A 24,519-nucleotide genomic window follows, 5' to 3' on the forward strand; every position below is an offset into this window, starting at 1 on the left:
AGGCAGCTCCTTTCGTCATTAAGCAAGACTCCAGCCAGCCGCACTCTTTCGGATATTGACAAAATCCTGATAGATACCAGGCTGTTTCAAAAGTTCCTCATGGGTTCCTTGCTGTGCAATCTGGCCGTTGTCTATAACTAAAATCTGATCGGCGTTCTGGATGGTATTTAGGCGGTGAGCGATTACAAGCAGGGTCTTTCCCTTCACCAATTCGGAAATAGCCTCCTGAATATAGCTTTCATTGTCCGTATCTACACTTGCGGTAGCTTCATCCAAAATGACAATAGGCGCGTCTTTCAGAATACAGCGGGCAATCGAAATACGCTGTTTTTCGCCGCCGGAAAGTGTTGCACCGCCCTCACCAACCACCGTTTGGAATCCGTCGGGCAAAGCCATAATGAAATCATAGCAGCGGGCTTTTCTGGCAGCCTCATAGACTTCTTCTTCCGTGGCATCCGGCTTTCCCATGATGATATTGTTGTAAATGGTGTCCTGAAACAGATACACGCGCTGGAATACCATGCTGATCTGATCCATCAATTCCGACAGAGGTACATTGCGAATATCCACGCCCCTTATCGTCACATTGCCGGATTTTACATCCCAAAGTCGCGCCAGCAAGTTTGCAATGGTGGACTTACCGCTACCGGACGGTCCAACCAGCGCTGTCATAGAATTTTTCTTCATGGCAAAACTGATATGATGCAGAACCTCTTTATCCTGATAAGCAAATGTAACATCGTTGAACAGGACTTCCGGCTGTCCCGGCTGTGCCTGAGCCGGAATATGCTGCTTGCCGTTGTCGGAAAGTTCCGGTTCATCCAATACCGCTTCAATACGATCAAGGGCAGCGTTCATAACGGTTAGTCTGGATGCTTCTCCATAGAGAGCCTTCAACGGGCCAAAAAGATCAAATACAAATAGCAGAACACTCAACACATAAGCCAAAGAAAGCGCACCGCTCTGTTCCAACACAATAGACAGGCCGAAAATTGCCGCAATACCAATACCGTAAAGGATATTCAGCCCCATTGTCCACGGGGTCATTTTTCGTTCAAAGTCAAGCGATGTATTTCTGGAACGCTTGAAATTGCCGGACAGTTCTTCGGATTTTTCTCCAAGCAGGTTATAGCTCTTAATAACACCAATGCCCTCCACAAAAGACAGCACCGCATCGGTCAGCCGTTCACTCTGCTCCTGACGGCCTGCTGCTTCTCGTAGGGAAACTTTGTTCATTCCCTTAGATACCAGCCATGCCAAAATAGTAACTATCGCAGCGATCAAGCCAAGCTGCCAATTCAGATAAAACATGAACGCCAGCAAAACCAGCGAGGACAGCAGATAGCTCATCATGTTTCCCAGCGTACTCATAGCGACTTCTTCAATGAACACCATGTCGGTACTGAGGACAGAACTGATCTTGCCAATATTGCCGGAAGTGAAATATCCCATCGGAAGTTTCCGCAGATGGCCGCCCAATTCGATACGCTTGTCAGCGAACATCAAATATCCCGCTGCACTTTGCAGGCTGTCACTAAGATAATGGACGAGCATCTGAACCAGCACAATAGCGGCAAGGCCAAGTCCCACATAAAGGCAAGTCTGCCCGGTAATGGTCTTGTTTGCAAATCCACTCAAAACCACAAAGGCCAGAAAAATCGGCATTTTGGACAGAATGGATTCCAGAAACGCACAAACAAATGCGCCCTGAATACGGCTCTTATAACGGCCGGAAAGTTTCAATATTCTTGAAAACAAAGCAAACATTTATTTCCCCTCCTTTGCAGTGTGTACTTTCCACTCGGCGCTGTCTTGTGCCGCTTTCCACAACTTTTGATATTCAGGGCAGGACTGGATCAGCTCTTGATGTCTGCCCGTTGCAACCAGTTTTCCGTGATCCATAACACAAATCTGATCTGCGTTCATAATGGCTGGTAATTTGTGTGCAATAACCACAAGGGTCTTACCTTTTACAAGCTCTGCAATGGCGGCCTCCATCTTTTCTTCGTTTTCAGGATCGGCATAGGCAGTTGCCTCGTCAAGCACCACAATAGGAGCATCCTTTAAGATTGCCCTTGCCAGAGAAATACGCTGGCGCTGACCGCCGGAGAGCATTTTTCCTGCATCACCAGCCATCGAATGAATACCCTGCGGAAGTTTCTCAAGGAACTCTATACACTGAGCTTTCTTTGCGGCCTCCACCACTTCTTCATCCGTTGCGTTCAGCCGACCAAGCCGAATGTTTTCGAGCAGAGAGGTATTGAACAGGTATTGATCCTGTGCCACATAGGAGATACGGCTGTTGAGTGCTTCAAGACTCATATCGCATAGTTTCTGCCCACCGATGGAAATACTGCCTTTCTGTGGGTCATAATAGTGAATCAGCAGTTTCGCTAATGTACTCTTGCCGGAGCCAGATTCACCAACAAGGGCTGTTTTCTGTCCAGCTTTTGCCGTAAAGGAAATGTCATGGAGAACTTCATCCTCAATTACAACAGGCTTTCCATCCGGGCCGGGCTGTGTGGTCTGATAAGCGAAAGAAACATGGTCATAAGTAATGGTGTCATCTTTCCCGTGGAACGCACCTTCTGTCTGCTGGAGCTCCGGCGCATCCAACACCTGCTCCAATGCAGAAATTTTATAGTTAAGCTGGGGCATGGTAGGCAGGAAACCGAGAGATTTCAGCAGCGGCATACCAATACTTAAAGAAAGACACAGTACCAAGATCAAATTAGGCAGAGTAGACCAGCCAGAGAGAACGAACCATGCGCCAACAGGCAAAGTCAGAATAATGGTGCATGGAAGCAGACTGCTGTAAATTGCCATCCACGGCCACGCCGCCTTGTACCACGCCAGAGTATAGTCCCGATAATCTGATACATCTTTGCGGAACCGCTCGTAGGAATCTGCGTCCTTATTGAATACCTTGACAACTTCCATACCGTTAATGTACTCAATAATGGTATTGTTCATCTTTTGTCCGGCCATGTAGTAAGGCCCCATTTTCTTCATGCCAACGGAATACATCGTCATCATGGCAATCAGACTGATCGGAATGGATGCCAGCGACAGAAGCGCCAGTTTCCAATCCACAAAGAACATTGCCACATAAACCGCAATAGGGATCATCAGGTTTGCAATTCCCTCCGGCATGGAGTGAGCCAGCAAAACTTCCAGACTGTCTACATCATCCACGAACAGCTTTTTGACTGTGCCGGTGCCTTTATCCTGAATGACACCAAGGGGCAGCTTTTCAAACCGTTTTTGAAGTGCCGTCCGCAGACGGAGCAGCGTGTCGTAAGCGGCTTTGTGAGAAAGATTCAGCCCCCAGCCATAGAAAAGGGCTTGCAGCACCAGACACACCAAGACAAGAACCACGCGCAAAATGATAAAGGATGCTTCAATAGATTCACCCATGACCAGCGGCGCGATCACCTGATAAGCCAGCACAAAAGGCAGGACGCCCATAAGAACGCTGACCAGTACAACGACCGTGGCCACATACATATTTTTCTTATATGGCCCTGCGTACTCAAAGATTTTTTTGAACATAAGCCCTCCTTATATTGAGCCGTACTGTCTGTGCTTCAAAAACAAGAGGCCGCCAAAGTAAAGCGGCCTCTTATCATTATCTTTCTGTCCAGTCAAGGCGGCCCTGACATTCATAATTTCTAAAATTCACTGGCGGATTCGGAAAAAATCCAAAACCTTTTTACTGCCGGATTCGTCCAATGGATAGCTTTCTTTTATTTGCCCTTTTTCCATATGGACTACATACGAACATCCCGCCATCACCAACTCCGGATCATGCGTAATAACAAGAAGCGTTTTGCCCTGATCCGCGAGTGACTTCAAACTCCGCGCAACTTCCCGCATATGTTTGAGATCAAGCCCGCTGGTTGGTTCGTCAAACACAATGATCTCCCGGTTACTCACAATGGCAGATGCGATCGCTACCCGCTGTTTTTGCCCGCCGGAAAGAGAAAGCGGGTGCCTGTCTTTATATTCCAGCAGATCAAACTGTTTAAGGATTTCATCTGCAACAGTTTCATCCTCGTTGTCCATGCTCAGAAGCACTTCATCCATCACGCTTTCGGTAAATAGCTGATGGCTGGTATCCTGCATTACCATGTAGCAATGTTTGAGCCGGGCTTTCCAATCAAGGGTTTTCCCGTCAACCTGCAAAAGGCCACACTTCTTTTTCCAGTCCGCAAATACAGCGGGCCAAAGTAGATTTTCCAGCGCCATTCAGGCCGATAATGGCAATCGTTTCTCCAACAGGCAGTTCAGCACTCGGAATATGGAGGCTTTCCGGTTCCCGCTTTTTATACGCAAAGCAGAAATTTTGAAATTCCATCAGTTTAGCTGTATGCGCCTGATACTGATTCGCGGGTTTCAACTTCGAGAGAGAAAACGGCCGCAGCCCCATTTCTTTTCGAGTGCTATCCGATAAACTGTCAAATTCAGCAGGCGTGTATTCCCGTTCAATCTCCCCATCTTTTACATACAGCACACGATCTGCAAGATCGTGAAGGTAGTAAAGGCGGTGTTCTGCAATCAGAATTGTTTTGCCCTGCTTTTTCCAGAGGCTCAAGACCTGCCGCAGGTCATCAATAGCAGCCATATCCAGATTAGAAGATGGTTCGTCAAGGACCATAATTCCCGGTAGCAATACACTTGATGAAGCACAGGCTATTTTTTGCTTTTCGCCCCCGGACAGAGCAAACACGCTTCGCCCCATCAAATCTTCAATATGATAATCGGAAACTGTACGGTCAATCCTTTTCAGGATATCTTCCTGGGGATAGCCTAAATTTTCACAGGCAAAGGCTAATTCACTATCCGTATCCACGTTGAAAAACTGACTTTTGGGATTCTGGAATACAGATCCCACCATAGCAGCCAAGTCATAAAGCGGCGTATCTGATACGCTTTTTCCGTCCAGAAGGACATCGCCCTCTAAATTACCTTCGTAATAATGAGGCACCAGCCCGTTTACCAAACGGGTAATCGTTGTTTTCCCGCAGCCGGATTCTCCCGTGAGTAAAACAAATTCCCCTGTGTTTATGGTGAGATTGACATTTCTAATCCCTCCGCCGCTGGATTCTTCACCATAAGAAAAAGAAACATTTTGAAAATCTATCATGGCAAAATCCCTCCTGCGGAAATTATCGGGGAAGCAATCGCCCAAAACACTACAAAGCAACAAAACAAGATCAGCACCACATCGGCAAAATTGAATTTAAGCTGGCAAATGTTTGTGCGTTTGACAGGAGCGCCGAGGCCACGGGTAATTGCCGCAGCGGAAAGTTCCTCACCGATTTTCACGGAGCAGGTAATCATCGGAATCAGCTTATACTCCAATATTTTTGAAGGTTTTTTCCCTCCAAGTTTAATCCCACGCATTTTCATAGCGTCACTGATTGCTTCTGACTCCTGAAAGACAGTTGGAAAGAAGCGGAACATGACCGTTAAGGGGATCGTCACTTCTTGAGGCATATGGATTCTTTTCATGCCGGAAATCAATTCACTGACCGTTGTTGTTTTCACTGCATAGGCAGCAATCGCAACACTGGGAAGGATTCGGCAGAAGAATCCGGTTGTAAACAGAACGAGGAAATTCAATATCCCCGTAAGGTGCGGCAAAACATAAATTTGAACAGCATAAAAAGCAGAAAACACAGCAATATAGCCCACAGCTTTTGCACATTGTTTCGAGGTAAGCAGCAATATAGCCGGAACCGTACAAAGAACAAGGCGGATCAGCCCCATAGCTTCTCCGCCTGTTCCACCCATGACAAAAATGCTTATGATGAAGATGAGCAACAGTTTTGTACGCGGATCGAGCCGTAACCCTTGTTCTGTTTTTTTGCTGAGCAGAATTTCCCGCGCCATTATGCAATACCGGCACGCTGGAAGTGCTTTTTGCAAATAGCTTTCCCAATCACACCTCCGACAAGGCCAAACACAAAGCAGGCAACCAGCAGAATAGGCGCAATCCACATAGGCATATATGTATTAAGGGTAGCTGCATATTCAGCGCCGTATCCTTCAGTCAACATTACCATATAGCTTTCACGGTTCAGGAAAATGGGAGCAAAGTTGCCAAACACCCAGATGCTGAACACGCCGCAGGAAAGAACTGTACTCTTTGCACTTTTGTAGTCCGCCTTTTTCAGGATCACGTCGGCCAACAGGCCGCCAACGAGACCAGTTACCATAGTAAGATAGCCGTTGCCGAAGAACACCATGATTAGGCCAATCAGGAAACCCATGATTGCAGTCATCCCGAATTTTTTAGCCTTTGTAACATACAGCATATAGGGGATGCCGCCAATCAAAGGGCACAGCACCGCCATCAGCGGAATAAAAATGGGGATAAAGCCAAGCATCGCCACCAGCATAACAATCACGACATAGATGACGGTGTAGATGCCGATAGTAATTAAATCTTTTCCCTCAAGCCGGGAACTTTTTTTCTGGGAACTCATACCAGTATCCTCCTTATATCTGAGAAAATGCGTTGTGTGGTTAGAGTGTTCTAACCACACAACGCATTTTAGCAATTTCATGCCCAATATCCAACCCAAACCCGATTTCATTCTACCCAAAATCGGTATTTTTTAGGTTTAGCCAATCGTATTTTCATCTTTATAGTTCTTAGGTATTACTCCATATTTCTTTTTGAACGCAGCCGCAAAATTGCTTGGTTTTGAATATCCAACAAGCGTTGCAATCTGGCTTACGTTCAAGTCGCTTTCCAAAAGTAGCCCGGCTGCCTTTTCCAGTCTTTGATCTATGATATATGCGTGAACAGATGTCCCAAATAAAGAATTAAATCCCTTTGTCAGTTTGGAAACACTGATATTTACCTTTTTCGCCAGTTCCTCACAACTTGGTGCAAAAGCAAGCTGGCTGTCGATGATCCGTTTTGCTTCGGTAATCGAGTCCCTGTCACTTTTAGAAATACTGATATAGCTTGATGAAAGAATACTAAGTTCCAATACTTCACTCAAATACACGGACAGCAATTCAAAAACCTTACTTTCCAGAAATAAATACCCTAAACCGCCCCGGTATTGCGTAAAATCTTTTACCTCCGCAAAAATGTGCTCCATATACGGGGTAATGTTCACTTTTGAAATGCCAGTCAATAACTTCTTCTCATAAGCATCTATCTCACTATCTTCAAAGTAGTCATTCAAGATTTTGTGAAAATAGGGCATGGGAATTTTTATATTTTTGAAAAGGAAGTCTGTTTTCCCGGAATAACACAGGTATTCCATCTTACCATGTCCTCGATAAATACAAGATTCGCCTTTCTGTATGCTGACACTTTGACGTGCATCTGCAATATTCCACGATACGCCATCATTGAAGCAAAATAAAAGTTGAATATAATCTTCGCAGCTTACACCCTGCACATTCATATCAGAAAAATAGTTCATTTTCCAGTCTGATACAACAGCTCCTTGCTTTGTAACAACCTGTGAAATCTGGCCTGTTCCCATATCAGCCGGAATATCTATTGTCACTGTCTGCGGAGAGTTGGAGAGCAGATCATGGTACAGCTTCGTCATGTATTGGTTTGTCATCGTGCGCCCTCCTTTCTGGGTTAGCCAAGGCTAAGCATATAATACTTTATATTTTGATGGCAGTCAAGGTAGGGTCGCCAATTGCTAAAGTGAAATTAAATAGTCAGTAGTATGAAATAGATAGTCGTTCAAATAATATCACATGAAATGTAAAATCATATCAGGTGATGTTATGAAGATAGAACGAGATGAAAGACGCTTTGATTTTCACGATATAGGGCTCGCCATCAAGCGGGCAAGAGAAGCCAGCGGCATGACACAGGAGCAACTGGCCTATATTGTTGACCGCGCTCCGCGTACCATTATGTATAATGAAAATGATGGTCAGCATCCAAGCTTCAACACCTTTTATCAGATGGTCACAATGTTTGATATATCGGTGGATCAATACTTTTACCCGTCCCAGAATAGCGGGAGCGAGTGCAGGAAGCGGATTGATGCCATGTTGAACGCCTTGGACGAAAGAGAATTGAAAATCGTTGAAGCTACAATCCAAGCGATGAAAGCATCGAAAGAAACGGAGGAAACGTAAAAGAAAGCGTAACCTCCGTTTTTTTGCGCCATGTTGCGGGTTGCGCGTTTTGGCAAGCAATTCGGGTGTGGCCACACTCCGAAATTTTTGCAGGGCGCAGGGCCCGCAAAAATGCTTGTTGGGGAGCTCCCCAAACCCGCTGTACTTCGGGACAAATTGTCCCAAAGTCCCGGTGCGCTGCACCGTAGTCTGCGGCCCGTCACTATCGTTCCTGTGCCTTATTCTCACGCTCGTCCGTCACGCCGAGCAGATGATCAATGTTCGCTTTGATTGCCACAGCCTGCCGCATATCCGCCTGGGCCTTGCGATATTCCGCATAAAGCTCTTTCTTTTGTCCCGCCAGCTCACGGCGGGATTTTTTTAGTGCTTCAATCTTAGGGAGCTTTGCGCCGTTCAGTATGGTGTTCATGGTATCCTTTGCCGCCCGGTAAGTGGCAAGCTCTGCTTCATGCTGGGCCAGATACTTTTTGCTGTACCGCGCAGCCTTGTACCCATCAAACACCGGGCGGGTCTTGGCATAGTCCACCGTGGCAGCCATCAGCTCCGAGGTTTTGGAAAGAGCCTCCTCCGTTGTGCGGAGCTCGTCAGACAGCTTGTGAAAGTGATCCGCCGCAGCCTCGGTGCTGGCCGTCAGCGCCGCATAGTCTGTCAGATGATGCTCCTGCAAATACTGGAGTGCAGCCGCCATCTGCTTTAAGTTGTAGACCTTGGCCCATCGTTCATAGGCTGGGCCTTTGCCCTGGGCCATACGCTCTTGAATGTCGATGATGAGATTGACTCGCCGTGGCGGAACCGTGGGCTCCTCTGGCAGTTCAGGGAGCGGACGTTCCCCGGCAATTACCGCCTTGATGTCCTCCGGGTCAAATCCGGCTCCAAGTGTAGAAGCCCGGAGCCGGGTCGGTTTTTCCTGCCCGGGCGCAAGGAATGAGATGACACCGCCCCGCCCATGTTTCACCGCAAAGCCGGACTCCTCCATGAGACGAAGAAAGTCGGCAAAGTCCGTGGGCTTTTTCTCCAAAGCGGCGAGAACAGCCAGCCGTACCCGCTGCTTGGCAGAGGGCGGCTTTTCACCGATCCACTGGCCGTAGTGGAGAAAACGGCCCTTGCTGTGCTGGCGCGGATTTTGAATGACAGACAATTCATGTTCGATGCACACGCGGTCAGAGAGCCGCCGCAGGGCAAAGGACGAACCAATGAAATTATGAAATTTCCGGGAGCGATCAAAGGCCGTCGCATTGAAATAAATGTGATTGTGGATATGGGCCTTGTCGGTATGCGTACAGACGAAGAACTGATACTTTCCCTTTGTCCAGCGCATCGCCGTTTCATAACCAATACGGTTTGCTTCTTCCGCTGTAACCTCCCCGGGCAGGAACGCCTGCCGGATCTGAAAGAACAGGGCCCCGCGAGATACGGCCCGGCCTGTCTCTGCAAGGTATTGACTTTTTACCAGAAGAAACTCGGCGGGAGCCGTGTTCGGGTCGCAGAGATAGGAAGATACGGCTCCCAGCTTTTCCGGGTTCATGCCATAGGTGAAACGATCCTCCATCGTTTGAATTGCACTTTTTCCCGCCGCTGTTTTATAAGGGCGGATGTAGGTGGTCGCCGTAGAAATCCCTCCTTCCGGCAAATAGTATTTTTACTTTGGGACACTTTGTCCCGAAGTAGAAAAAGCCGGGGAGCGGTATCAACCACTCCCCGGACGGATCAAAGCTCTACCAGCGCGGAGAGCTGTTTCAAAAGATCAGACAGCGGCCCCCACAACGCGGCATAGTCCCGCTGTAAGGCTGCGAGTTCTTCGGGATAAATTGCGCCGTAGGTGTTGGCTTGAATTGCCACTTGGTTCAGATTGTTGGAGCATCGCCGCTGGAGCGAAACCAGCTCACGAACAGGCGAAAGGTCAACATGAAGCACATACCCACTCAGGGCCATTTTCCGCATATAGGCTCCCATGTTACGGATGCCAGCCTCCGCCATACGTTCTTGAATCAGGGCCTGCTCCGCCTCCGACACCATCACATGAAGATGGATCGGACGGCGGCGTTTCTTTGTCATCGTTCCTCACGCTCCCGGCTGCGGCAGGCGCGGGGCGGCTCCTTTACTTTATCCAGCGGCTTTTCCTGTTCGTCTACCGGAACAGGGCGCGGCAAATGAAATTCACGGTGCAGGCGCAGCACCTCCAGTACAGACAATTCCTGTTCACGTTTCTTTTCCATATACGCACGTATAATCCAATTATCCTCTTTTGAGGGTAATGGATTATTCCCCTTTCTCCCAATCTCTTGGGCTTTATTGAATACTCCATTATAATAATTACAGCACTGTGGATCTGTACCTATTTCATTACGGCTTTGACTGTTCCGAGGTGACTCAGACCACAGCTTTTCGTCTACTACTGGTAATTAGTTTGTTAACGCATGACGTTTGTATTTACGTGATTACGCAGCCGAATTCTCTGTGGAAGACAGCAGTGCTAAATATCTTATAAGGAGGCTTATTTCTATGACCATGTACTTTGTTGGAATCGATATTTCCAAGTACAAGCACGACTGTTGCATCATATCAGCAGCCAACCAGAAAGTTGTTTCAAAGTTTACTTTCAAAAATGATAAGTCCGGTTTTGAACAACTAAATCTTATCTTAAATTCACTCTCCACTCCTGAGGATATAAAAATAGGGTTTGAATCAACTGCCCATTATGCCCTCAATCTTGAACTCTTCCTTGAAAATGCCAACCACAGCTTCATGGAAATTAATCCAGTTTTAATCAAGGATTTCAAGAAGTCTCAGACTCTCCGACGCACCAAAACCGATTCTATCGACTGCGAGTTAATAGCCCGTTGGTTAATGACTGTTGAATACAAACCCCATTCAAAAGGATTTTACCACGCTTATTCCTTAAAGTCATTAACTCGTTTACGGGACAGGCTGGTTCGCCAGCGTTCTTTTTATCTTGTTAAAATTACAAACGTTCTTGACCACACCTTTCCAGAGTTCAAACCGTTCTTCCATGAGCGTTTATCTAAAACTGCCTTATACCTCCTTGAAAACTACGGCTCCGCTGAAAAGATAGCAAGAATGAATTCCGCATCCTATGAGAAACTTCGATCCATTTCCAGAGGAAAATTTTCTCCCCAGCAGTTTATTCGCTTGAAAGAACTTGCCGCTAATACAGTCGGTGTAAACAACTCTATCTTCGATGTAGAACTTAATAGTCTGCTGACCTTATACAAGTCCCTTGTAGATGAAATCAAAACATTAGAAAGCGAAATCAACAGACTGGTAGATGAAGTGCATCCACACTATATGTCCATTCCAGGTATCGGTCCTATATCCGCTGCTATCATTTACGCTGAATATGGTGATATTTCAAACTTCTCCAGTCCTAACCAGATGCTTGCTTTTGCCGGAATAGAACCCAGCGTACATGAGTCAGGAACTGAAGCATATAATGGCAAGATGGTAAAACACGGTTCCTCACAGCTACGATATGTGCTTATCAACTGCTGTCTGCCGTTGATACGGTTTGATGTGACATTTGCTACATACTATGCCAGAAAACGTTCAGAGAACAAGCCTCACCGGGTTGCTATCACTCATGTAGCTAAGAAGCTTGTCAGAGTCATCTATGCATTGGAGAGTCAAGATATCGACTTTGACCCAAAGAAACTTCGATGAGCTCATGTTCATAAGTTAACACCCTCCATCTGAAATACGCTATTTTCAGATGGTTTATTAAGGTTACCCTTTTTTATAAACCATAAAATTCCAAAAAAACACTTGACTGTTTATAGTTTGTCACCTCCTTATCTATCGCCACGGTCAGGCTGCCTGCGCTGGGGAGCCGGAGCCTCCGAGCCGCGATCTGCCTCCGCCAACTTTGCCGCGTTTTTCATCTGCTCGGCAATCGGACGGGGCCTGTCGGGATTATCAGGCGCAGGACGCAGCTCATAGTCGGATGCCTGTTTTTCTGTCAGGGGGCGGGTATAGGTAAGATAACCCCAAGCCAAGAACGAGCCATTTTCCACCAGGACGCGCTGATCGTAATTGAAAATTTCATCCGGCTTGTTATAGGGCGGCTTCGGGAATGTCCCGATGTCCACAGGCCGCTGGGTCGAATAATACTTGTAAAGACCGGGAGCCTCGGTCTGCCTGATCCCCACGTTATAAATACGCTGATAGTCCTGCACCCGGTCTGCAAAATCCTGCTCCATCGCGGCACGGTCATTTCCATAGTGACCCCATTCGTACTGCCGCTGGCCGTCCTTGTCATCATAGCAGGCCCATGTGACATAGCGGGATGGCGCGGTGGGATGTTCGCCCAATGCAAATCCTCGTCCATTTTCCAGCATGACCGCCTTCAAAATGGAGTAGCCTTGATTTTTGTCCATAGTACACCTCCCATCATCGAGACATTTCTTTGTTTTCTCTTTTCACAAACGGCTGGAGCTGATAGGGGCTTGTACCGTCCTCGGGCCGCAGAAAGTCTATCCGGGCCGCAGCACGGATGGCGTTCTGGTTGAGCTGCCGCTGCCATGCCCCTTGGCTGGGAGCCCACTTAAAGCCGTTGTTTTTCAGTTCCTGCCGCTGATCGGCATCGGGCTTTTCCTCGAAAATAAGCTGCAAACGGTTTTCAGCCTCGTTGATTTTGGCCTCACCTCCGGGGAATGTCCAGCCAGCAAACTCGGAGCGGCTGCTCAGTTCCTCAATGCGCTGGCGTACACGGCGGATGTTGGCGTTGTTGTTGGAAAGCAGATAGGCGGGGTACGGCTTGCTTTTGTCCAAGTGCCATGACTGCGCCATATCTGCTTTGAGCTTTTCTGTCTGCTCCGGTGTAAGCTCCGGGCAGCCGTCCAGTGTTTTGTGTTTCCGAAAATACGCATTGACCGCCTTCATGGTGGCTTGCTGGGACTCCAGCCCCTCCAGCTTTTTTGTCAGTTTTTCCACGGCCAGATCATCGTCTGCGCTGATCCCACCCATACCAACAGAGCGGATTTTATCAAGCAGCTTTGAAATCTCCGCATACTCTCCATAGTTGCGATCCCGGGCGGCGTTCTGCTTGTGCTTTTTTGTCACAGGGAAATTGCCGCCCCCGGAGATCAGAATAGAGGGCACCCGGGCATCAATCACATTGCGTTCATTCAGATTTTTCGCAAGTTTCCGGGCATAGCGATCCACCAGCGCGTCAATCTTATCATGGTACATTGGATCGACACGGGCTTTCTGGCGTTCCGCCGCTGCATACGCTTCATCGACCATTGCCCGGTAGCCCGCCGTAGCGGAGCCCGGCTGATAGTCGGAAAAGCTGTTCATATCTTTTGCCCGCTTTGCGGCTTCTTCGTTGATCGGATAATATTTCGGCATAGTATCTCCTTCCACAAAAGCCAGAACTTTGGGACAAATTGTCCCAAAGCCCCGGCAGTTAAAATGTTGACAGCATCTCACGGAAACAGGGCCAGACGTAGAAACATACGCCTCCCGCAGAAAAGGGCCTTAAAAAGCCTTGTCACAAGCGGGTTTTGGGTGTCCTAATTGTCAACACATCAGCCCCGCTTTTTTCGCATATATTCCCGCTGCTGTCTGCGGTGTGCCACCTTTGCACAGGCCGCCGAACAATAGGTTTGCCGTCCATCAGGAGCCACGGCTCTGCCACATACCGGGCAAGTCTTGAAATCCGGCCTTGGCCCCTCTGTCAGCAGCGCAGCCTCCAGCGCCGGATCAAGGGGCAGAACTGCCTCGCGGAAGTAGCGGCAATAAGCCCCCGTCCAGCATTTCCCAAACATATAGCACTCGCAATCCAGCGGCAGGCAGCCGCAGTCCCGGTCATAGTTGGCACACCATTTTGACACCAGCCTGCGGATTGCCGCTTTTTCTGTCCGGGTCAGTTCTCGGCCCACAGCATCACCTCCCGTTGCCCGGTGGTTTGAGCTGCTCCCGGTAGCAGAACACGCAGCCAATCCCGCGCCAGTAAGGGCAGCCGTCACAACGGGAGCCCTTCGGCGGCAGGCTTGGCGGCACACCCTTGAAGTAGCTTTTTTCTTTCATAAATCCCTCATAGGGGTTATTTGTAAATCTCATTCATTATCCTCGCTTTCGGTATCGTCCTCGCCCCAAGGCGGCCCATCGTCCTCGGGATCGTCATAATCAGCCAGTTCCTCACTGTAATCCTCTTCGGGTACAGCAGCTTTTTCATGCTTCGGGCGGTAGATTTTGAAGTACCAGCCTGCACCGCCGCCCAGAACAGCCACTGCCAAAATCAGCAGAAGCGTCCCGGTATTACTTTTCTGCTGGGGCTCGGGTTCCGGCTCCTCCGCAGGTTCCGTCACCGGAGCGGGTTTGGGAGCTGTGCCAGCACACTCGGTCATGTTGACCGCGCAGACCTCGCAATCCGTATGGATGGCTCCGGGCGCACATTTTTCTGTGCAGGAGCAGGCCGGAAGTTCTCCGCCAGCGGCCTCCAGTGCCGCCAGCAGATCGGCTTCATCTACCATGTTCAAAAAGTAGGTGTGATACTGTTCGCCGTCCTCGTCCACAGGCTTGTCATAGTCAATGACAATGTAAAAGGTGTTGCCGCCGCTGGTTTCCACCGTGATGAACTGTTTGTTGGTTGCGGCATCGTAGAGCAGATCGCGGGTCACAAGGTTTCCATCCTCCGAAAAGCCCTCGCCCGGGGTAATGGTAGGCGCTGGCTCCGGGGCCGGAGTTTCTTCCACAACAGGCGGTTCCTCATTCCCGCCGTCCGAATAGGCATAGGCCGGGATTGCAAAGCCGCATAAAAGAACGGCGGAGCAAAGCCCCGCCGCCAACATACGAAAATGTTTCATATTCAGTTTTCCTCCTTCTTTTCTTCTTCGGACTTCGGGACACTTTGTCCCAAAGTGCCGCCGTCCTTCAGCTTCTCAAACAGCAGCGGGAGCTCCGTAAGGGAAATGCTCATGCCGCGCACAATGTCCACGATCTCGCTGTTTTCTGCCTCCAGCTTTTTCTGTTCCAGTTCCTTGAGCCGGGCCTGCTGTTCACTGATTTTAGCCTTGACCTTATCAATCTCGGCCTGAATTTTCATGCTTTTGGTAGTTGCCATTTCAAAACCTCCTGTCACGGTAAACGCCCGTAGGCGTAAAAATGAGATTGCCAGTAGCTTGTATTCAAGTTTGCGTAGCCGATGGGATCTCCGCAATGCAGCATTTTCCCGTCACCGACATAAATCCCGCAATGGCTCACACCCGGCGTGTCATAGGTGCCTTTGAAGAACACCAGATCACCGGGTTTTGGAGAACTGGTCGGCGTACAGATGTTATAGAGTCCCTGGGCTCCCAGCCTGCCCACATTCCAGCCGGAGTGATTGATAACCCACGAAACGTACCCCGAGCAATCAAAGGAAGTGGCGGGAGAACTGCCGCCCCACACATAGGGATAGCCGATATATTTCTGCGCCTCGGCAAGCATCGCGGCAAAGGTTTCATCGTCCAGATATTCTCCGGGCACTTCGTAATCACCGGGTTTCCCGGTAATGTACTTGTTCACATAGGGAGAATCCGGAAACAGGTCAGGACGGTTTCCCAGCGTTGCCATATAGATGGCATACCGGGAAAGCTGATCCTCGCCCATAACGTACACAGGTACATGGGACAAATCAAAGTTTTCCAACGTGACCGTACAGATGTAATAATCGTAAGGCACCTGATAGGTGTCCGTATGGGAGTTGCCGTCCTCGTCCGTCCATGTGTCGGTTTCCGTGCGATACCGGGTTTCCACCACCACATCCTCGGTCAAAATGTACTGGCGGTCAAAGAGCATTTGCAGCGTTCCCTGTACCTCGCCTATTGTCCATTGTCCCTCATGGAGCGCACACAAAAGAGAAAGCAGCACATAGGGATCATGTTCGATTTCGTCCAGATCGAAGTGGTATTCGTCATAGTCATGGGTGCTTTCATAGGTGTCCAGATAATGCTGTAAATCATCTTCCAACGCACAATAGGCGGCTTCGGCGGCCAGCATATCACGATCCTCGCAAGGATAGGTGCTGGCTCCTAATGCACTGGCCCCGGCGTTCCCCAGCATAAGCATGGTAGAGGAACAGGACTGCATAGCAAACAGGAGTAACACACAGAGCACCGCAATCACGGCACCTGCGGGATGACTTTTGACAAATTCCACTGCCCGGGCAGTCAGGCGTTCTGTGGCTGTGGCAGTTTTCCCAGCCGCAGCCGCGCTCTGCTTTGCAGCCTCCTTTGCCTGCTTGCGGTATTGCCTGCGGAGCCGTTGCTTCTGCCAGTAGCGGGTAAGGGCATTTTTCGTCAGCTCCGGGTGCTCCTGTGCGGCGGTGTGAAAATGGTAGTCCGCCGTGTACTTGGTATAGCGGGCCTCCGCCTTGCGTACCACTTTTGCCGGATGTTCCCGGACTTTACGGCGCACAAAGCGAGAGCTATGCCGTAGCGCGGTTTCTCCCACAAGCTCAGAACGGTGTGCGCCTTCCGTGCCGACATTTTCCTGTTCCACTTCAAAAATCTTGCCATGCACGAAGCTGTGAACGGAACCGCTGGCAACACGGCCTATGCGTTTTACCGGGCCGGCCTTTTTCGGCGGCTTTTGCTTTGCCAGCTTCTCCCGGGCCTGTTCCAGTTTTTCGCCTTGGGACTCCATGTGGAGCTTTGCCGCCGCAGCCTGTTCCTGCTGGCTCTTTTTGCGGAACTTGGACTTCGGGACACTTTGTCCCGAAGTGTCGGAAGCCTCCGGCCCGGGCTGTTCCCCGTCAGGGGCGTGGGCGGTCTGCGACCAAGCCCCCTCCTTGGTCTTATTCGTTTTTCGTTTCATTCTTCATATCCTCCGGGCGGGTAGTCAGCAGGTCATAGATTTCTCCGCGAGGGAACCGATCCACAAACGGGATGGTCACATTTCCATAGAACAACAGGCCCTCGCCGGAATTGCTGTGTGTGATATAGGAAAGCTGGTGCTCGGAAATACCGAGCTGTTTTGCCAGAATGGTACGGTCACTCTGCGCCTGCGAAAGCAGGATCATAAAATCCGTGTTATCCAGAATGTTCTCGATTTCCCGGCTGGCCAAAAGGTCGTAGGGTAGGGTAAAGGCGCCTTGCCGCCGTTGGCGGTAGGTTTCCTACACCCTCCCTCGGAACCGGACTTACTCCTCTCGAAGTATCCGGCTCCCCATTAGTAATTAACGTATTGATTAGTGTCTGTGTATTCTTTCATGGCACTTGCTACAAACAACAAGCGTTTTCCGCCGCTTCTTTTTCATCACGGTTTCCCAATCAGAATTACCCAATTCGTTTAAGTTCCGTATAACGTGAACCTCATACAAATCGGCTTCTTTACACCCACATAGTTCACAAACTCTGGCATTGAGCCGTTGTCTAATAGTGGTTTTCCAGCTGAATTTCTTTCTCTGATAAATGATGTCACTCGCTTCGCCACGCTTACAATCTGCGATTTTAACAGGGCGAACACGTTTTGTTCCTGCTTTAGTTTCATAAGGGACAGACCATGTTTTCCCGTCTTTATACTGGCGAATGATTTTGCGGATACTGGTTTTGTGCTTATTAGCAATCGTCTTTAAGCAACTGTACTCCATAAGATAGCAGAAGTAGTCCAGCGTGTGATAATCACAAGCCAGATTGTAATAGTTGCATAATCCTCTTGCTTCGGCATTGTACTGTTCCACAATCTCATAATCCGCAAGGTTGAGAAGTCCGGCTCGGTGTATCGGCTGAAACTCCCCGTTTTCCTTTTGGCGAATGACTTTCTTTGCAAACATGAATTTCTCAATCTTTTCCGTATGGGGAACAGACAGGGCAACTTTCATGTGCAGGGTACGGGATTTTCTCCACGTTCCGTTTTTCATTCTGTGACCTTTGACTTCCTGATTTCTGCGGACGCAAATATCATATCCAATGAAACGGACTTTTTCGGAGCTGTGCGTTATCAGCGTCTTTTCCTCGCTTAGAGTTAATTTCAGCTCTGTGCTTAGAAATTCAGCGATTTCGGCTTTCAAGTCCTCACATTCCGCTTTTGTGCCGCACACACCTGCCAGCCAATCGTCCGCATAACGGACAAAAGTGAACTTCTTGTTGTCGGCAGGTTTGCAGGGCAGATTTCTCATAGCTTCCTTCTGTGCCCTATGCTGGTCAATCAGTTCTTGTCTTGCCGCTTCATCAGCGGTATGGTCAATCCAATAAGACAGTCTTTTTAATTCTTTGCTTGCCGCATGATATTCCGGTGTCTGATATGCAGACCTCGGCTTATCAAAGCGTTCTGCGATTTCCCGAAACTTTTTGTCCAGCTCATTCAGATAGATATTTGCAAGTATTGGAGAACAGATACCACCCTGCGGGGAACCGCTGTAAGTGGCGTTGTATTTCCAATTCTCGATATACCCAGCTTTCAAAAACTGGCGAATGATGTTCAGAAAACGACTGTCCTTGATTTTCCTGCTCAAAATCTCAATCAATTTTTCGTGATTGATGTTATCAAAACAACCTTGTATATCGCCCTCGATAAACCAGACCACGCCTGTGAAGTCAGAAGAAATCTGACGGAGTGCGGTATGACAGCTTTTACCCGGTCTGAAACCGTGGGAGTGGCTGTCAAAGACAGGTTCATAGATAGCTTCTAAAATCATTCTGACAACTTCTTGCAGGAGCTTGTCACGGAAAGACGGGATACCCAGCGGACGGAGCTTTCCGTTTTTCTTTGGAATATACTCACGCCTTACAGGATTGGCTTTGTAGGTTCCGTCCTTTAGTGACTGGATTAACTCTTTTACATAGAAGTCACTGAAACCGTCTGCGGTATCGTTGTCGATACCCTGTGCTGTTGCACCTTTGTTTGCATAAAGTTTCTGATAGGCGGCGTAGTAAATATCTTCACGAAGTAAGTATCTGTAAAGTCTTGTGAATACGCCGTCTTTGTGTTCGCTGGAACACTTTTCAATACGCTCTAAAATTTCAGATGTTGGTTTCATTGAGGTTTCTCCTCCCTTTCATTCTTACATTTTAGATGTTACTAACTGGCTCCCTTCGCCATGTAAGGGTCGTTATCCCTCTCGGACTACTATGGAGCCTCCGTTACCATATCCGGCAAATGAGCCAGACTTAGGCAATCCCCAGTTAGCACTGTGCATAGGTTAGTGAAGATTGTCGGATATGCTTTCGGTTCGTTGTGACGTGTTCTCACGCCTGTTTCATAACGTGTTGGCAGTTGTCCCGCCGTGAAAGATGACGTGACAGCGTTATGACATGGGTTTCAGGACTTTTCCCACACCTGCAAAAAACAGGAACTGGAACCTTACATTCGATAAACCCAATCTTATCCTCATATCTTCTTAACATTAGAAAACAGTCGCACCTAAGTCCTTTGGTGACTATTCCTTTTTCTGCCATGCGCTGTTCCCGTAAAGGATTTCTCCTTAGTCGGTAAGGCAGATTGTTTCGCACACTGCCGTGTGCGGCAGTACCTTAGACTGCTTTGCACAGCGCCCTATCTGGGCGCACTTTGACGTTCTGCGTCAAAGCAGACGGCACACATCCTTTTTTACGCAGCATTTTCCAGACCGCTACAAAGTAGCTGGCCGTCAGCGGATCGCGGAGCAGAATATGAAACTCGTCAAAGTAGCACCAAGTCGCCGCGCCCTCGTGGAAGTTCTGATCCACCGCCTGCGAAACGAACTCATTTGTGATGTGCATTGCAATCTTTCTAAGGTTTTCGCCCATGTTTTTCAGAACGATGCACACCACACGGCTGTCCGTTTTGACGTTGGTAGGATGGTTAAAAAGATTGAGGGAGCCTGTGCAATAAAGCTCTAAGGCAGTTGCCACGCGCCGGGCCTCGGGCTCTGGCTGGCGTAAAAGCTCCTCATACAAATCCTGCAACAGTGGTGTTTTTGCAGTTTCCAATCCGAGCGCCTGTTCCCGGTACACCAAACGCACACAGCGGTCAATGACCGTCTTTTCAATGGGCTGCAAGCCTTCCTTGCCGCCGACCACCAGCTCGCATAGGGACAAAAGAAAATCCGCCTTCATGGAAAGCGGGCTTTCTCCGGCGGCCATATTGAGCTCCACATCCATCGGATTGAGGTGGTGCGGGCTGTCCGGGGCAATCTCGATCACCTGGCCGCCCAGCCTTCGCACCAGTGGAGCGTATTCGCCCATCGGGTCAACCACGATGATCCGATCCTGCGGGATGGTGAGAAACACATTCAAGAGCTCGCGCTTTGCGGCAAAGCTCTTGCCGGAGCCCGTAGAGCCCAAATACATCCCGTTTGCTGATTTCAGCTTTTTGCGGTCAGCCATGATGACATTGTGGGAAAGTGCGTTCATGCCATAGTAGAGGGCCTGCCCCGCCATGCGGAGCTCCCTTGTCATAAAGGGGATAAAGATGGCTGTGGAGCTGGTGGTCATACCGCGCTGGATTTCCACCTCGTTGTAACCAAGGGCCAGCGAAGAAACAAAACCCTGCTCCTGTTGCCAGTCCAGACGGCGCAGAGCGCAGTTGTATTTCTGTGCGATGCCGCCCACGGTAAACACATCGTTTTCCAGCCGCTGGCGGGTAGGAGCAAGGTTTACCACTGTAAAGGTCAGCAGAAACATTCGCTCATTGCGGGTTTGCAAATCAGCCAAAAGCTCCGCTGCGTCCTTGCTGAATGTGATCAGGTCAGGGGGAAGAATGTCCGGGTCATAGCCGGAGCGCACAGCCTTTCTCTGTTCCTCTACTTTCATTTTTCCGATGTCCGAGATTTTCCCCTTGATGGTCTTGATTGCCTTGAGCTGATCCACGGTCTGAATGTGCATGGTCACAGTCATTTCTGCATCCAGCTCCAAGATTTCCGCCAGCAGCTTATCCGAAAGCTCTGATGCCATAATCTGCAAGTAGGACACCGCGCCCCAATACTGGCCGATACGGAATGTTCGGGACTGGCGGAAGTCGAGACTGTCCGGGGCAATAAAGTCTTTTGTGCCGAGCCCGGTCTGCGGGATGTCTTTCCACGAAAAGCGGAACGCCTCGCGGCTCCCCGGATGCATCTGGCTATGAAGCAGCGCAAGGCGGGCCCGCCCGTCCATAGGCTCCGAGGGAACGCCCAGCCGCTTAAAGTTTCCCATGACATCAGCCTCCACACGCTCCAGACGGGGCCGTGCCTCCGCAATCCCCTCGGCAGGTATGCCAAAGGTGATGTATTTTGAGCGTTCAATGCCGTTATTGCTTTTGGCAATCTGATTTTTCAGCATCCCGGTAAACTCGTCCCGGACGCTGTTATAGTTGTCATCCGCTTTCGGGATATTGACCTGATAGCGGCTGCGGGAATGAGAACGGCGGTTGATAAAGGAAAGCTGGAACGGCAGCGAACTGTCAAAGTAGTTGAGGAATGAGCTCCATCCGCTGAATATGGCGGTCTGATCCTCGGTGGATGCCACGGAGTAATTGATGTCCTCATATTCCACGGTTTTTGTATAGAGCCCGCCCGGGAGCTTGCACACACCGTCCGGGTGCATGGACAGATACGGGATTGTCTGCTGAGCAGACAGAGTCGCCCGGCCTTTACCCTTGGCGGCGGCTCCGTTTTTCTTCTTTGTGTTTTTCAATCACATCCTCCTTTCCAGCGCCCAGCCAGGCAAAGGGCGCATAAATGTTTTCGGTTCGGTAGGCCCTGATCCCCGGCCTTAGAAACTTGGCCCGGATGATGTTTCGCACAACCTTTTCAAAGGGCAAGCCGTCCTTTTCATACATCGCCAGCAGGAACGCCGGGAGCATAATTCCCAGCATGAGAAACATCGCCCCGGTATTGCCGAGGGTGCCACGGGTCAGCAGATAGGCCGGAATCCCCACTGCGCCCGCGCTGCCGAAGCAGACAAGCTGGCGTTTGGTGAGGTTGAAAGCCATCTTTGTTTTGATTTTGGATAAATCGTTTGGTACGTTTACATAGGGCATAGATCACACTCCTTTCTGTACTTCGGGACAATGTGTCCCAAAGTCCGGGATGGTTGGTGTTACTTCATTTCCCCATACAGCCCAACCGGGCGGGGTCTGCCTGGCAAAGAGCTCCACGCGGGGCAGATCGCCCATCAGGGAAATGATTTTGGCGCGGGCCTCGTCCGGCTTTTTGCTATGGGCTTCAATCGGGGAAATGATGAATTGATGAATGTTGGCAGCCTGCCGCTTTGGATGTCCCTTGGTTGCCAGCAGGCAGATTTCCGCGTTGCCCCTTGTCCAGAAGCCAAGGCCGTAAAACCAGCTATCCGCCTTCTTGTTCTTTTTCAGCCAGACGAAAGCAACGGATTTATAGGTGAAGCCCCAAGCCTCGATCAGCCGGAGCGCCTCCGGGAGCTGCGGGAAAGTGGCCCATAAAAAGAGTGCACTGTCCGGGGCTGCAAGATCAGCCACAGGCAACGCACATAACTCCTCAATGCTCATAGTGGGATAATGGTTTTCCGCCGCGCCCTGTACTTTCTTAGCCGAGTAGCGCCACGGCGGGTCAGCGTAAATGATAGAATACTGCTGGATAATTACACTCCTTTCTCGCCGGAGCTTTTTACTGCCTGCGCCGCACGGATGCGCTCACTGGCGGCGGCATAAAAGGACGGGGCCGTTTCAAAGCATACAAAGCGGCGTTCTGTGTTGATGGCTGCAATCGCGGTTGTGCCGGAGCCCGCGCAAATGTCCGCGACCAATTCGCCGGGGCGGGTATAGGTGCGGATCAGATACTCACAAAGCTCCACGGGCTTCTGTGTGGGATGGATGCCGCCGGACACCGTAGGCACAAAAAGTACATTTCCGGGATAGCGGCGGCCATCGTTGGACTCCGATCCCTTCCGTTCAAATTTCCCATAGTTGGAGCTTGTACCGCTTCGGGAATGTACGCGGGCATAAGGCTTGCCATAAGTAAACTGTGGATTGTAGACCGGGGACTTCTGGTAAAACACCAAGATATTCTCGGACTTCTTCAGTGGAGCCCGGTTTGCATTGAGAAAGCCCGTTCCGCGCTCTTTGTACCAAATCCACTCATAGCGGAGCATGGCGAGGTTGGATGCGCCCAGCACCTTGTCAAAGGGGCACTGTGCGAAAAACAGCACTGCGCCATTCGGCTTGACCGCCCATTTCACCGCCTCCCACAGCTCCGGGAGCGGCAGGGGCACATCCCAATAATTCCGGGTTGTGCCGTAAGGCGGATCAGTCAACAGCATATCCACGCTATGTTTTGGCAAAGAACGCAGGCCCTCGATGCCATCCATGAGAAACAAGCCCTCCTTCGGGACACTTTGTCCCAAAGTGCGGCTATCGGTCATTACGGGCCTCCTTTGCCTTGGCAGACGCAGGCCGGGCGGCGTTTTCTTTTCCAGCTTGTTTCGCGGCCTCGGCCATCTGCTCCTTGATCGGGGCAGGCCGTACCGCCTGGGCCCGTGCAACAAGCTGTTCCACCGCCGCATGATACGCCTCCACACCAGCCGCATTGATCCGTTCCTGTGTGGCTCGGTCAGGAATCCGAACCGTAGCCCGGTATCCCGTCCGGCTGGCAGGATCAGGTTTAGAGGGAGCGCCGAGGAAAATCCCGTTTTTCCCGTCCACAACCTTAAAATCGTCGATGACCACACCGCCAAAATTGACGCTGGCGAAACCGATCAGTTTTCCCTGCGGCTCAATCGGGCGGACAGATACCGTGATCGGAACAACCGCCTCCTGCAAGACGGCATCTGTCCGCATTTTTACCGCCTCATCAATGCTAACGCCCTTGACTTCTGCAAGCTCCGCGATGGGAGCATCAAACAGCCAGCGCCGTTCCTCCGCAGCAATCTGCTCCGGGGTCAGCAATACATCGTCTTTCTTACTCAGATAAAATTCCTCCTTTCCGCTTGCCGGAGCAGGCTGGGCGGGGTCGTCCATCAACTCTTTTTCTTTGCAGGACGGCCTCTGTTTCCGCCATAAAGCGGTAAGCGTCTGCCTCAGTAAACTCCTCCGGCGTTTTTCCATTCCATAAGCGCGTTCCGTCTGCCCCGTATCTTCTCGGCATAAGCACCACCTCCTGTTAATGAGCGCCAAAGATACGCTGGGCAATGCTCCCGGTCTTAAAGAGCATGAAGCAAAGCAGAACCGTGTAGCCCACAGTTCCCCAAATCGCCCCAATGGGATCGCCGCCTGTTGCGATGCCTTGAATGAGCACTGCGTAAATTGCAACACATACAAGGATCAGCAGCCCTTGAAAGCCCACGGCAAACAGGGACTTGATGTAGTTCTGCCCGGTGCCACCAAGCTCCCGGTTGGAAAGCGTAGCAACGGGGATGGGGGCCAGACTGGTCAGCAGTAGGGTAAGAACCCGGCGCCTTACCATATCACTATGGCAGGTTTCCGAGAACTCCCCTCCGAACCGGACTTACACCTCTCGATGTA

The 24,519-nt window shown here is 50.0% G+C and carries 22 protein-coding genes and 4 pseudogenes; 2 read left to right on the plus strand and 24 right to left on the minus strand.

The genetic code is table 11. From position 1 onward, the window contains the following. Positions 1–18: 18 nt before the first annotated feature. The 6 genes and pseudogenes from RJD28_16970 to RJD28_16995 all read right to left on the minus strand — a co-directional run bounded on the left by RJD28_16970 (position 19) and on the right by RJD28_16995 (position 7,595). Complete coding sequence (locus RJD28_16970) at positions 19–1,767, minus strand: ABC transporter ATP-binding protein (GenBank protein ID WNV57849.1); 1,749 nt, start codon at positions 1,765–1,767, stop codon at positions 19–21. Further along, complete coding sequence (locus tag RJD28_16975) at positions 1,768–3,552, minus strand: ABC transporter ATP-binding protein (GenBank protein WNV57850.1); 1,785 nt, start codon at positions 3,550–3,552, stop codon at positions 1,768–1,770. Positions 3,553–3,678: 126 nt separating this feature from the next. Beyond that, positions 3,679–5,146 (minus strand): annotated as a pseudogene (locus RJD28_16980) (energy-coupling factor ABC transporter ATP-binding protein). Further along, the gene (locus tag RJD28_16985; protein ID WNV57851.1) at positions 5,143–5,895 is read right to left on the minus strand and encodes an energy-coupling factor transporter transmembrane component T; all 753 of its coding nucleotides are present in this window, start codon (positions 5,893–5,895) and stop codon (positions 5,143–5,145) included. The pseudogene RJD28_16980 and the gene RJD28_16985 overlap by 4 nt, the downstream one beginning before the upstream one ends. Continuing rightward, a complete protein-coding gene (locus tag RJD28_16990; GenBank protein ID WNV57852.1) occupies positions 5,895–6,491 on the minus strand; it encodes an MptD family putative ECF transporter S component in 597 nt (198 codons plus the stop codon). The genes RJD28_16985 and RJD28_16990 overlap by 1 nt, the downstream gene beginning before the upstream one ends. 138 nt (positions 6,492–6,629) lie before the next feature. After that, entirely contained in the window at positions 6,630–7,595 is a 966-nt protein-coding gene (locus tag RJD28_16995) for an AraC family transcriptional regulator (protein WNV57853.1), read from the minus strand. A gap of 172 nt (positions 7,596–7,767) precedes the next feature. Between RJD28_16995 and RJD28_17000 the strand changes: the two genes are divergently transcribed. Next, positions 7,768–8,127, plus strand: a complete 360-nt coding sequence (locus RJD28_17000; GenBank protein WNV57854.1) for a helix-turn-helix domain-containing protein — start codon at positions 7,768–7,770, stop codon at positions 8,125–8,127. A gap of 202 nt (positions 8,128–8,329) precedes the next feature. Here the strand turns inward: RJD28_17000 and RJD28_17005 are convergent, their stop codons facing one another. From RJD28_17005 to RJD28_17015, 3 genes are all read right to left on the minus strand, one after another. After that, on the minus strand, positions 8,330–9,676 hold the full coding sequence (locus RJD28_17005) for a relaxase/mobilization nuclease domain-containing protein (protein ID WNV59667.1): 1,347 nt from the start codon (positions 9,674–9,676) through the stop codon (positions 8,330–8,332). Between the two features lie 158 nt (positions 9,677–9,834). Then, positions 9,835–10,182 carry a plasmid mobilization relaxosome protein MobC gene (locus tag RJD28_17010; GenBank protein ID WNV57855.1) on the minus strand — a complete coding sequence of 116 codons (348 nt, stop codon included), beginning with the start codon at positions 10,180–10,182 and terminating at the stop codon, positions 9,835–9,837. Beyond that, entirely contained in the window at positions 10,179–10,343 is a 165-nt protein-coding gene (locus RJD28_17015; protein WNV57856.1) for a hypothetical protein, read from the minus strand. The genes RJD28_17010 and RJD28_17015 overlap by 4 nt, the downstream gene beginning before the upstream one ends. Positions 10,344–10,629: 286 nt before the next feature. On the opposite strand from RJD28_17015, the gene RJD28_17020 reads away from it, so the two are divergent. Beyond that, positions 10,630–11,805: an IS110 family transposase gene (locus RJD28_17020; GenBank protein WNV57857.1), complete on the plus strand. Its 1,176-nt coding sequence runs from the start codon at positions 10,630–10,632 to the stop codon at positions 11,803–11,805. Between the two features lie 128 nt (positions 11,806–11,933). On the opposite strand, the gene RJD28_17025 is transcribed toward RJD28_17020, so the two are convergent. The 15 genes and pseudogenes from RJD28_17025 to RJD28_17095 all read right to left on the minus strand — a co-directional run bounded on the left by RJD28_17025 (position 11,934) and on the right by RJD28_17095 (position 24,433). Further along, entirely contained in the window at positions 11,934–12,518 is a 585-nt protein-coding gene (locus tag RJD28_17025) for a hypothetical protein (GenBank protein WNV57858.1), read from the minus strand. A 13-nt stretch (positions 12,519–12,531) separates the two neighbouring features. Further along, on the minus strand, positions 12,532–13,491 hold the full coding sequence (locus RJD28_17030) for a hypothetical protein (GenBank protein ID WNV57859.1): 960 nt from the start codon (positions 13,489–13,491) through the stop codon (positions 12,532–12,534). A gap of 179 nt (positions 13,492–13,670) precedes the next feature. Then, entirely contained in the window at positions 13,671–14,024 is a 354-nt protein-coding gene (locus RJD28_17035; GenBank protein WNV57860.1) for a cysteine-rich VLP domain-containing protein, read from the minus strand. A gap of 4 nt (positions 14,025–14,028) precedes the next feature. After that, positions 14,029–14,205 (minus strand): hypothetical protein, encoded by a 177-nt coding sequence (locus RJD28_17040; GenBank protein WNV57861.1) that lies wholly within the window; start codon positions 14,203–14,205, stop codon positions 14,029–14,031. Next, positions 14,202–14,951: a DUF4366 domain-containing protein gene (locus RJD28_17045; protein ID WNV57862.1), complete on the minus strand. Its 750-nt coding sequence runs from the start codon at positions 14,949–14,951 to the stop codon at positions 14,202–14,204. The genes RJD28_17040 and RJD28_17045 overlap by 4 nt, the downstream gene beginning before the upstream one ends. Before the next feature lie 2 nt (positions 14,952–14,953). Further along, entirely contained in the window at positions 14,954–15,208 is a 255-nt protein-coding gene (locus tag RJD28_17050) for a DUF4315 family protein (GenBank protein ID WNV57863.1), read from the minus strand. 14 nt (positions 15,209–15,222) lie between these two features. Next, a complete protein-coding gene (locus RJD28_17055) occupies positions 15,223–16,941 on the minus strand; it encodes a C40 family peptidase (GenBank protein ID WNV57864.1) in 1,719 nt (572 codons plus the stop codon). Next, positions 16,922–17,197 (minus strand): annotated as a pseudogene (locus RJD28_17060) (conjugal transfer protein TraE). The gene RJD28_17055 and the pseudogene RJD28_17060 overlap by 20 nt, the downstream one beginning before the upstream one ends. A 117-nt stretch (positions 17,198–17,314) precedes the next feature. Beyond that, positions 17,315–19,105, minus strand: a complete 1,791-nt coding sequence (locus RJD28_17065) for a reverse transcriptase domain-containing protein (GenBank protein WNV57865.1) — start codon at positions 19,103–19,105, stop codon at positions 17,315–17,317. Positions 19,106–19,598: 493 nt separating this feature from the next. Next, positions 19,599–21,629 carry a DUF87 domain-containing protein gene (locus tag RJD28_17070; protein ID WNV59668.1) on the minus strand — a complete coding sequence of 677 codons (2,031 nt, stop codon included), beginning with the start codon at positions 21,627–21,629 and terminating at the stop codon, positions 19,599–19,601. A 46-nt stretch (positions 21,630–21,675) separates the two neighbouring features. Continuing rightward, positions 21,676–22,065, minus strand: a complete 390-nt coding sequence (locus RJD28_17075) for a PrgI family protein (GenBank protein ID WNV57866.1) — start codon at positions 22,063–22,065, stop codon at positions 21,676–21,678. A gap of 3 nt (positions 22,066–22,068) precedes the next feature. Further along, on the minus strand, positions 22,069–22,623 hold the full coding sequence (locus RJD28_17080) for an MT-A70 family methyltransferase (GenBank protein ID WNV59669.1): 555 nt from the start codon (positions 22,621–22,623) through the stop codon (positions 22,069–22,071). A 17-nt stretch (positions 22,624–22,640) separates the two neighbouring features. Beyond that, positions 22,641–23,420, minus strand: coding sequence for a site-specific DNA-methyltransferase (locus tag RJD28_17085; protein WNV57867.1), 780 nt, complete (start codon positions 23,418–23,420; stop codon positions 22,641–22,643). Next, positions 23,410–24,142 (minus strand): annotated as a pseudogene (locus RJD28_17090) (septation protein SpoVG family protein). Before RJD28_17090 ends, RJD28_17085 begins: the two are co-directional and overlap by 11 nt. A gap of 15 nt (positions 24,143–24,157) precedes the next feature. Next, positions 24,158–24,433, minus strand: a pseudogene (locus RJD28_17095) (hypothetical protein). Between the last annotated feature and the right edge of the window lie 86 nt (positions 24,434–24,519).

It is taken from the genome of Oscillospiraceae bacterium NTUH-002-81, from assembly GCA_032620915.1.
GTDB lineage: Bacteria > Bacillota > Clostridia > Lachnospirales > Lachnospiraceae > JAGTTR01.

What these genes read in the sequence shown, in the direction of transcription:
- RJD28_16975 (WNV57850.1), bottom strand. Translation starts at nt 3,552, where the DNA reads ATGTTCAAAAAAATCTTTGAGTACGCAGGGCCATATAAGAAAAATATG.
- RJD28_17045 (WNV57862.1), bottom strand. Translation starts at nt 14,951, where the DNA reads ATGAAACATTTTCGTATGTTGGCGGCGGGGCTTTGCTCCGCCGTTCTT.
- RJD28_17085 (WNV57867.1), bottom strand. Translation starts at nt 23,420, where the DNA reads ATGACCGATAGCCGCACTTTGGGACAAAGTGTCCCGAAGGAGGGCTTG.
- RJD28_17015 (WNV57856.1), bottom strand. Translation starts at nt 10,343, where the DNA reads ATGGAAAAGAAACGTGAACAGGAATTGTCTGTACTGGAGGTGCTGCGC.
- RJD28_17020 (WNV57857.1), top strand. Translation starts at nt 10,630, where the DNA reads ATGACCATGTACTTTGTTGGAATCGATATTTCCAAGTACAAGCACGAC.
- RJD28_16985 (WNV57851.1), bottom strand. Translation starts at nt 5,895, where the DNA reads ATGGCGCGGGAAATTCTGCTCAGCAAAAAAACAGAACAAGGGTTACGG.
- RJD28_17070 (WNV59668.1), bottom strand. Translation starts at nt 21,629, where the DNA reads ATGCACCCGGACGGTGTGTGCAAGCTCCCGGGCGGGCTCTATACAAAA.
- RJD28_16970 (WNV57849.1), bottom strand. Translation starts at nt 1,767, where the DNA reads ATGTTTGCTTTGTTTTCAAGAATATTGAAACTTTCCGGCCGTTATAAG.
- RJD28_17000 (WNV57854.1), top strand. Translation starts at nt 7,768, where the DNA reads ATGAAGATAGAACGAGATGAAAGACGCTTTGATTTTCACGATATAGGG.
- RJD28_17030 (WNV57859.1), bottom strand. Translation starts at nt 13,491, where the DNA reads ATGCCGAAATATTATCCGATCAACGAAGAAGCCGCAAAGCGGGCAAAA.
- RJD28_17025 (WNV57858.1), bottom strand. Translation starts at nt 12,518, where the DNA reads ATGGACAAAAATCAAGGCTACTCCATTTTGAAGGCGGTCATGCTGGAA.
- RJD28_17075 (WNV57866.1), bottom strand. Translation starts at nt 22,065, where the DNA reads ATGCCCTATGTAAACGTACCAAACGATTTATCCAAAATCAAAACAAAG.
- RJD28_17055 (WNV57864.1), bottom strand. Translation starts at nt 16,941, where the DNA reads ATGAAACGAAAAACGAATAAGACCAAGGAGGGGGCTTGGTCGCAGACC.
- RJD28_16990 (WNV57852.1), bottom strand. Translation starts at nt 6,491, where the DNA reads ATGAGTTCCCAGAAAAAAAGTTCCCGGCTTGAGGGAAAAGATTTAATT.
- RJD28_17010 (WNV57855.1), bottom strand. Translation starts at nt 10,182, where the DNA reads ATGACAAAGAAACGCCGCCGTCCGATCCATCTTCATGTGATGGTGTCG.
- RJD28_17005 (WNV59667.1), bottom strand. Translation starts at nt 9,676, where the DNA reads ATGGAGGATCGTTTCACCTATGGCATGAACCCGGAAAAGCTGGGAGCC.
- RJD28_16995 (WNV57853.1), bottom strand. Translation starts at nt 7,595, where the DNA reads ATGACAAACCAATACATGACGAAGCTGTACCATGATCTGCTCTCCAAC.
- RJD28_17065 (WNV57865.1), bottom strand. Translation starts at nt 19,105, where the DNA reads ATGAAACCAACATCTGAAATTTTAGAGCGTATTGAAAAGTGTTCCAGC.
- RJD28_17050 (WNV57863.1), bottom strand. Translation starts at nt 15,208, where the DNA reads ATGGCAACTACCAAAAGCATGAAAATTCAGGCCGAGATTGATAAGGTC.
- RJD28_17040 (WNV57861.1), bottom strand. Translation starts at nt 14,205, where the DNA reads ATGAGATTTACAAATAACCCCTATGAGGGATTTATGAAAGAAAAAAGC.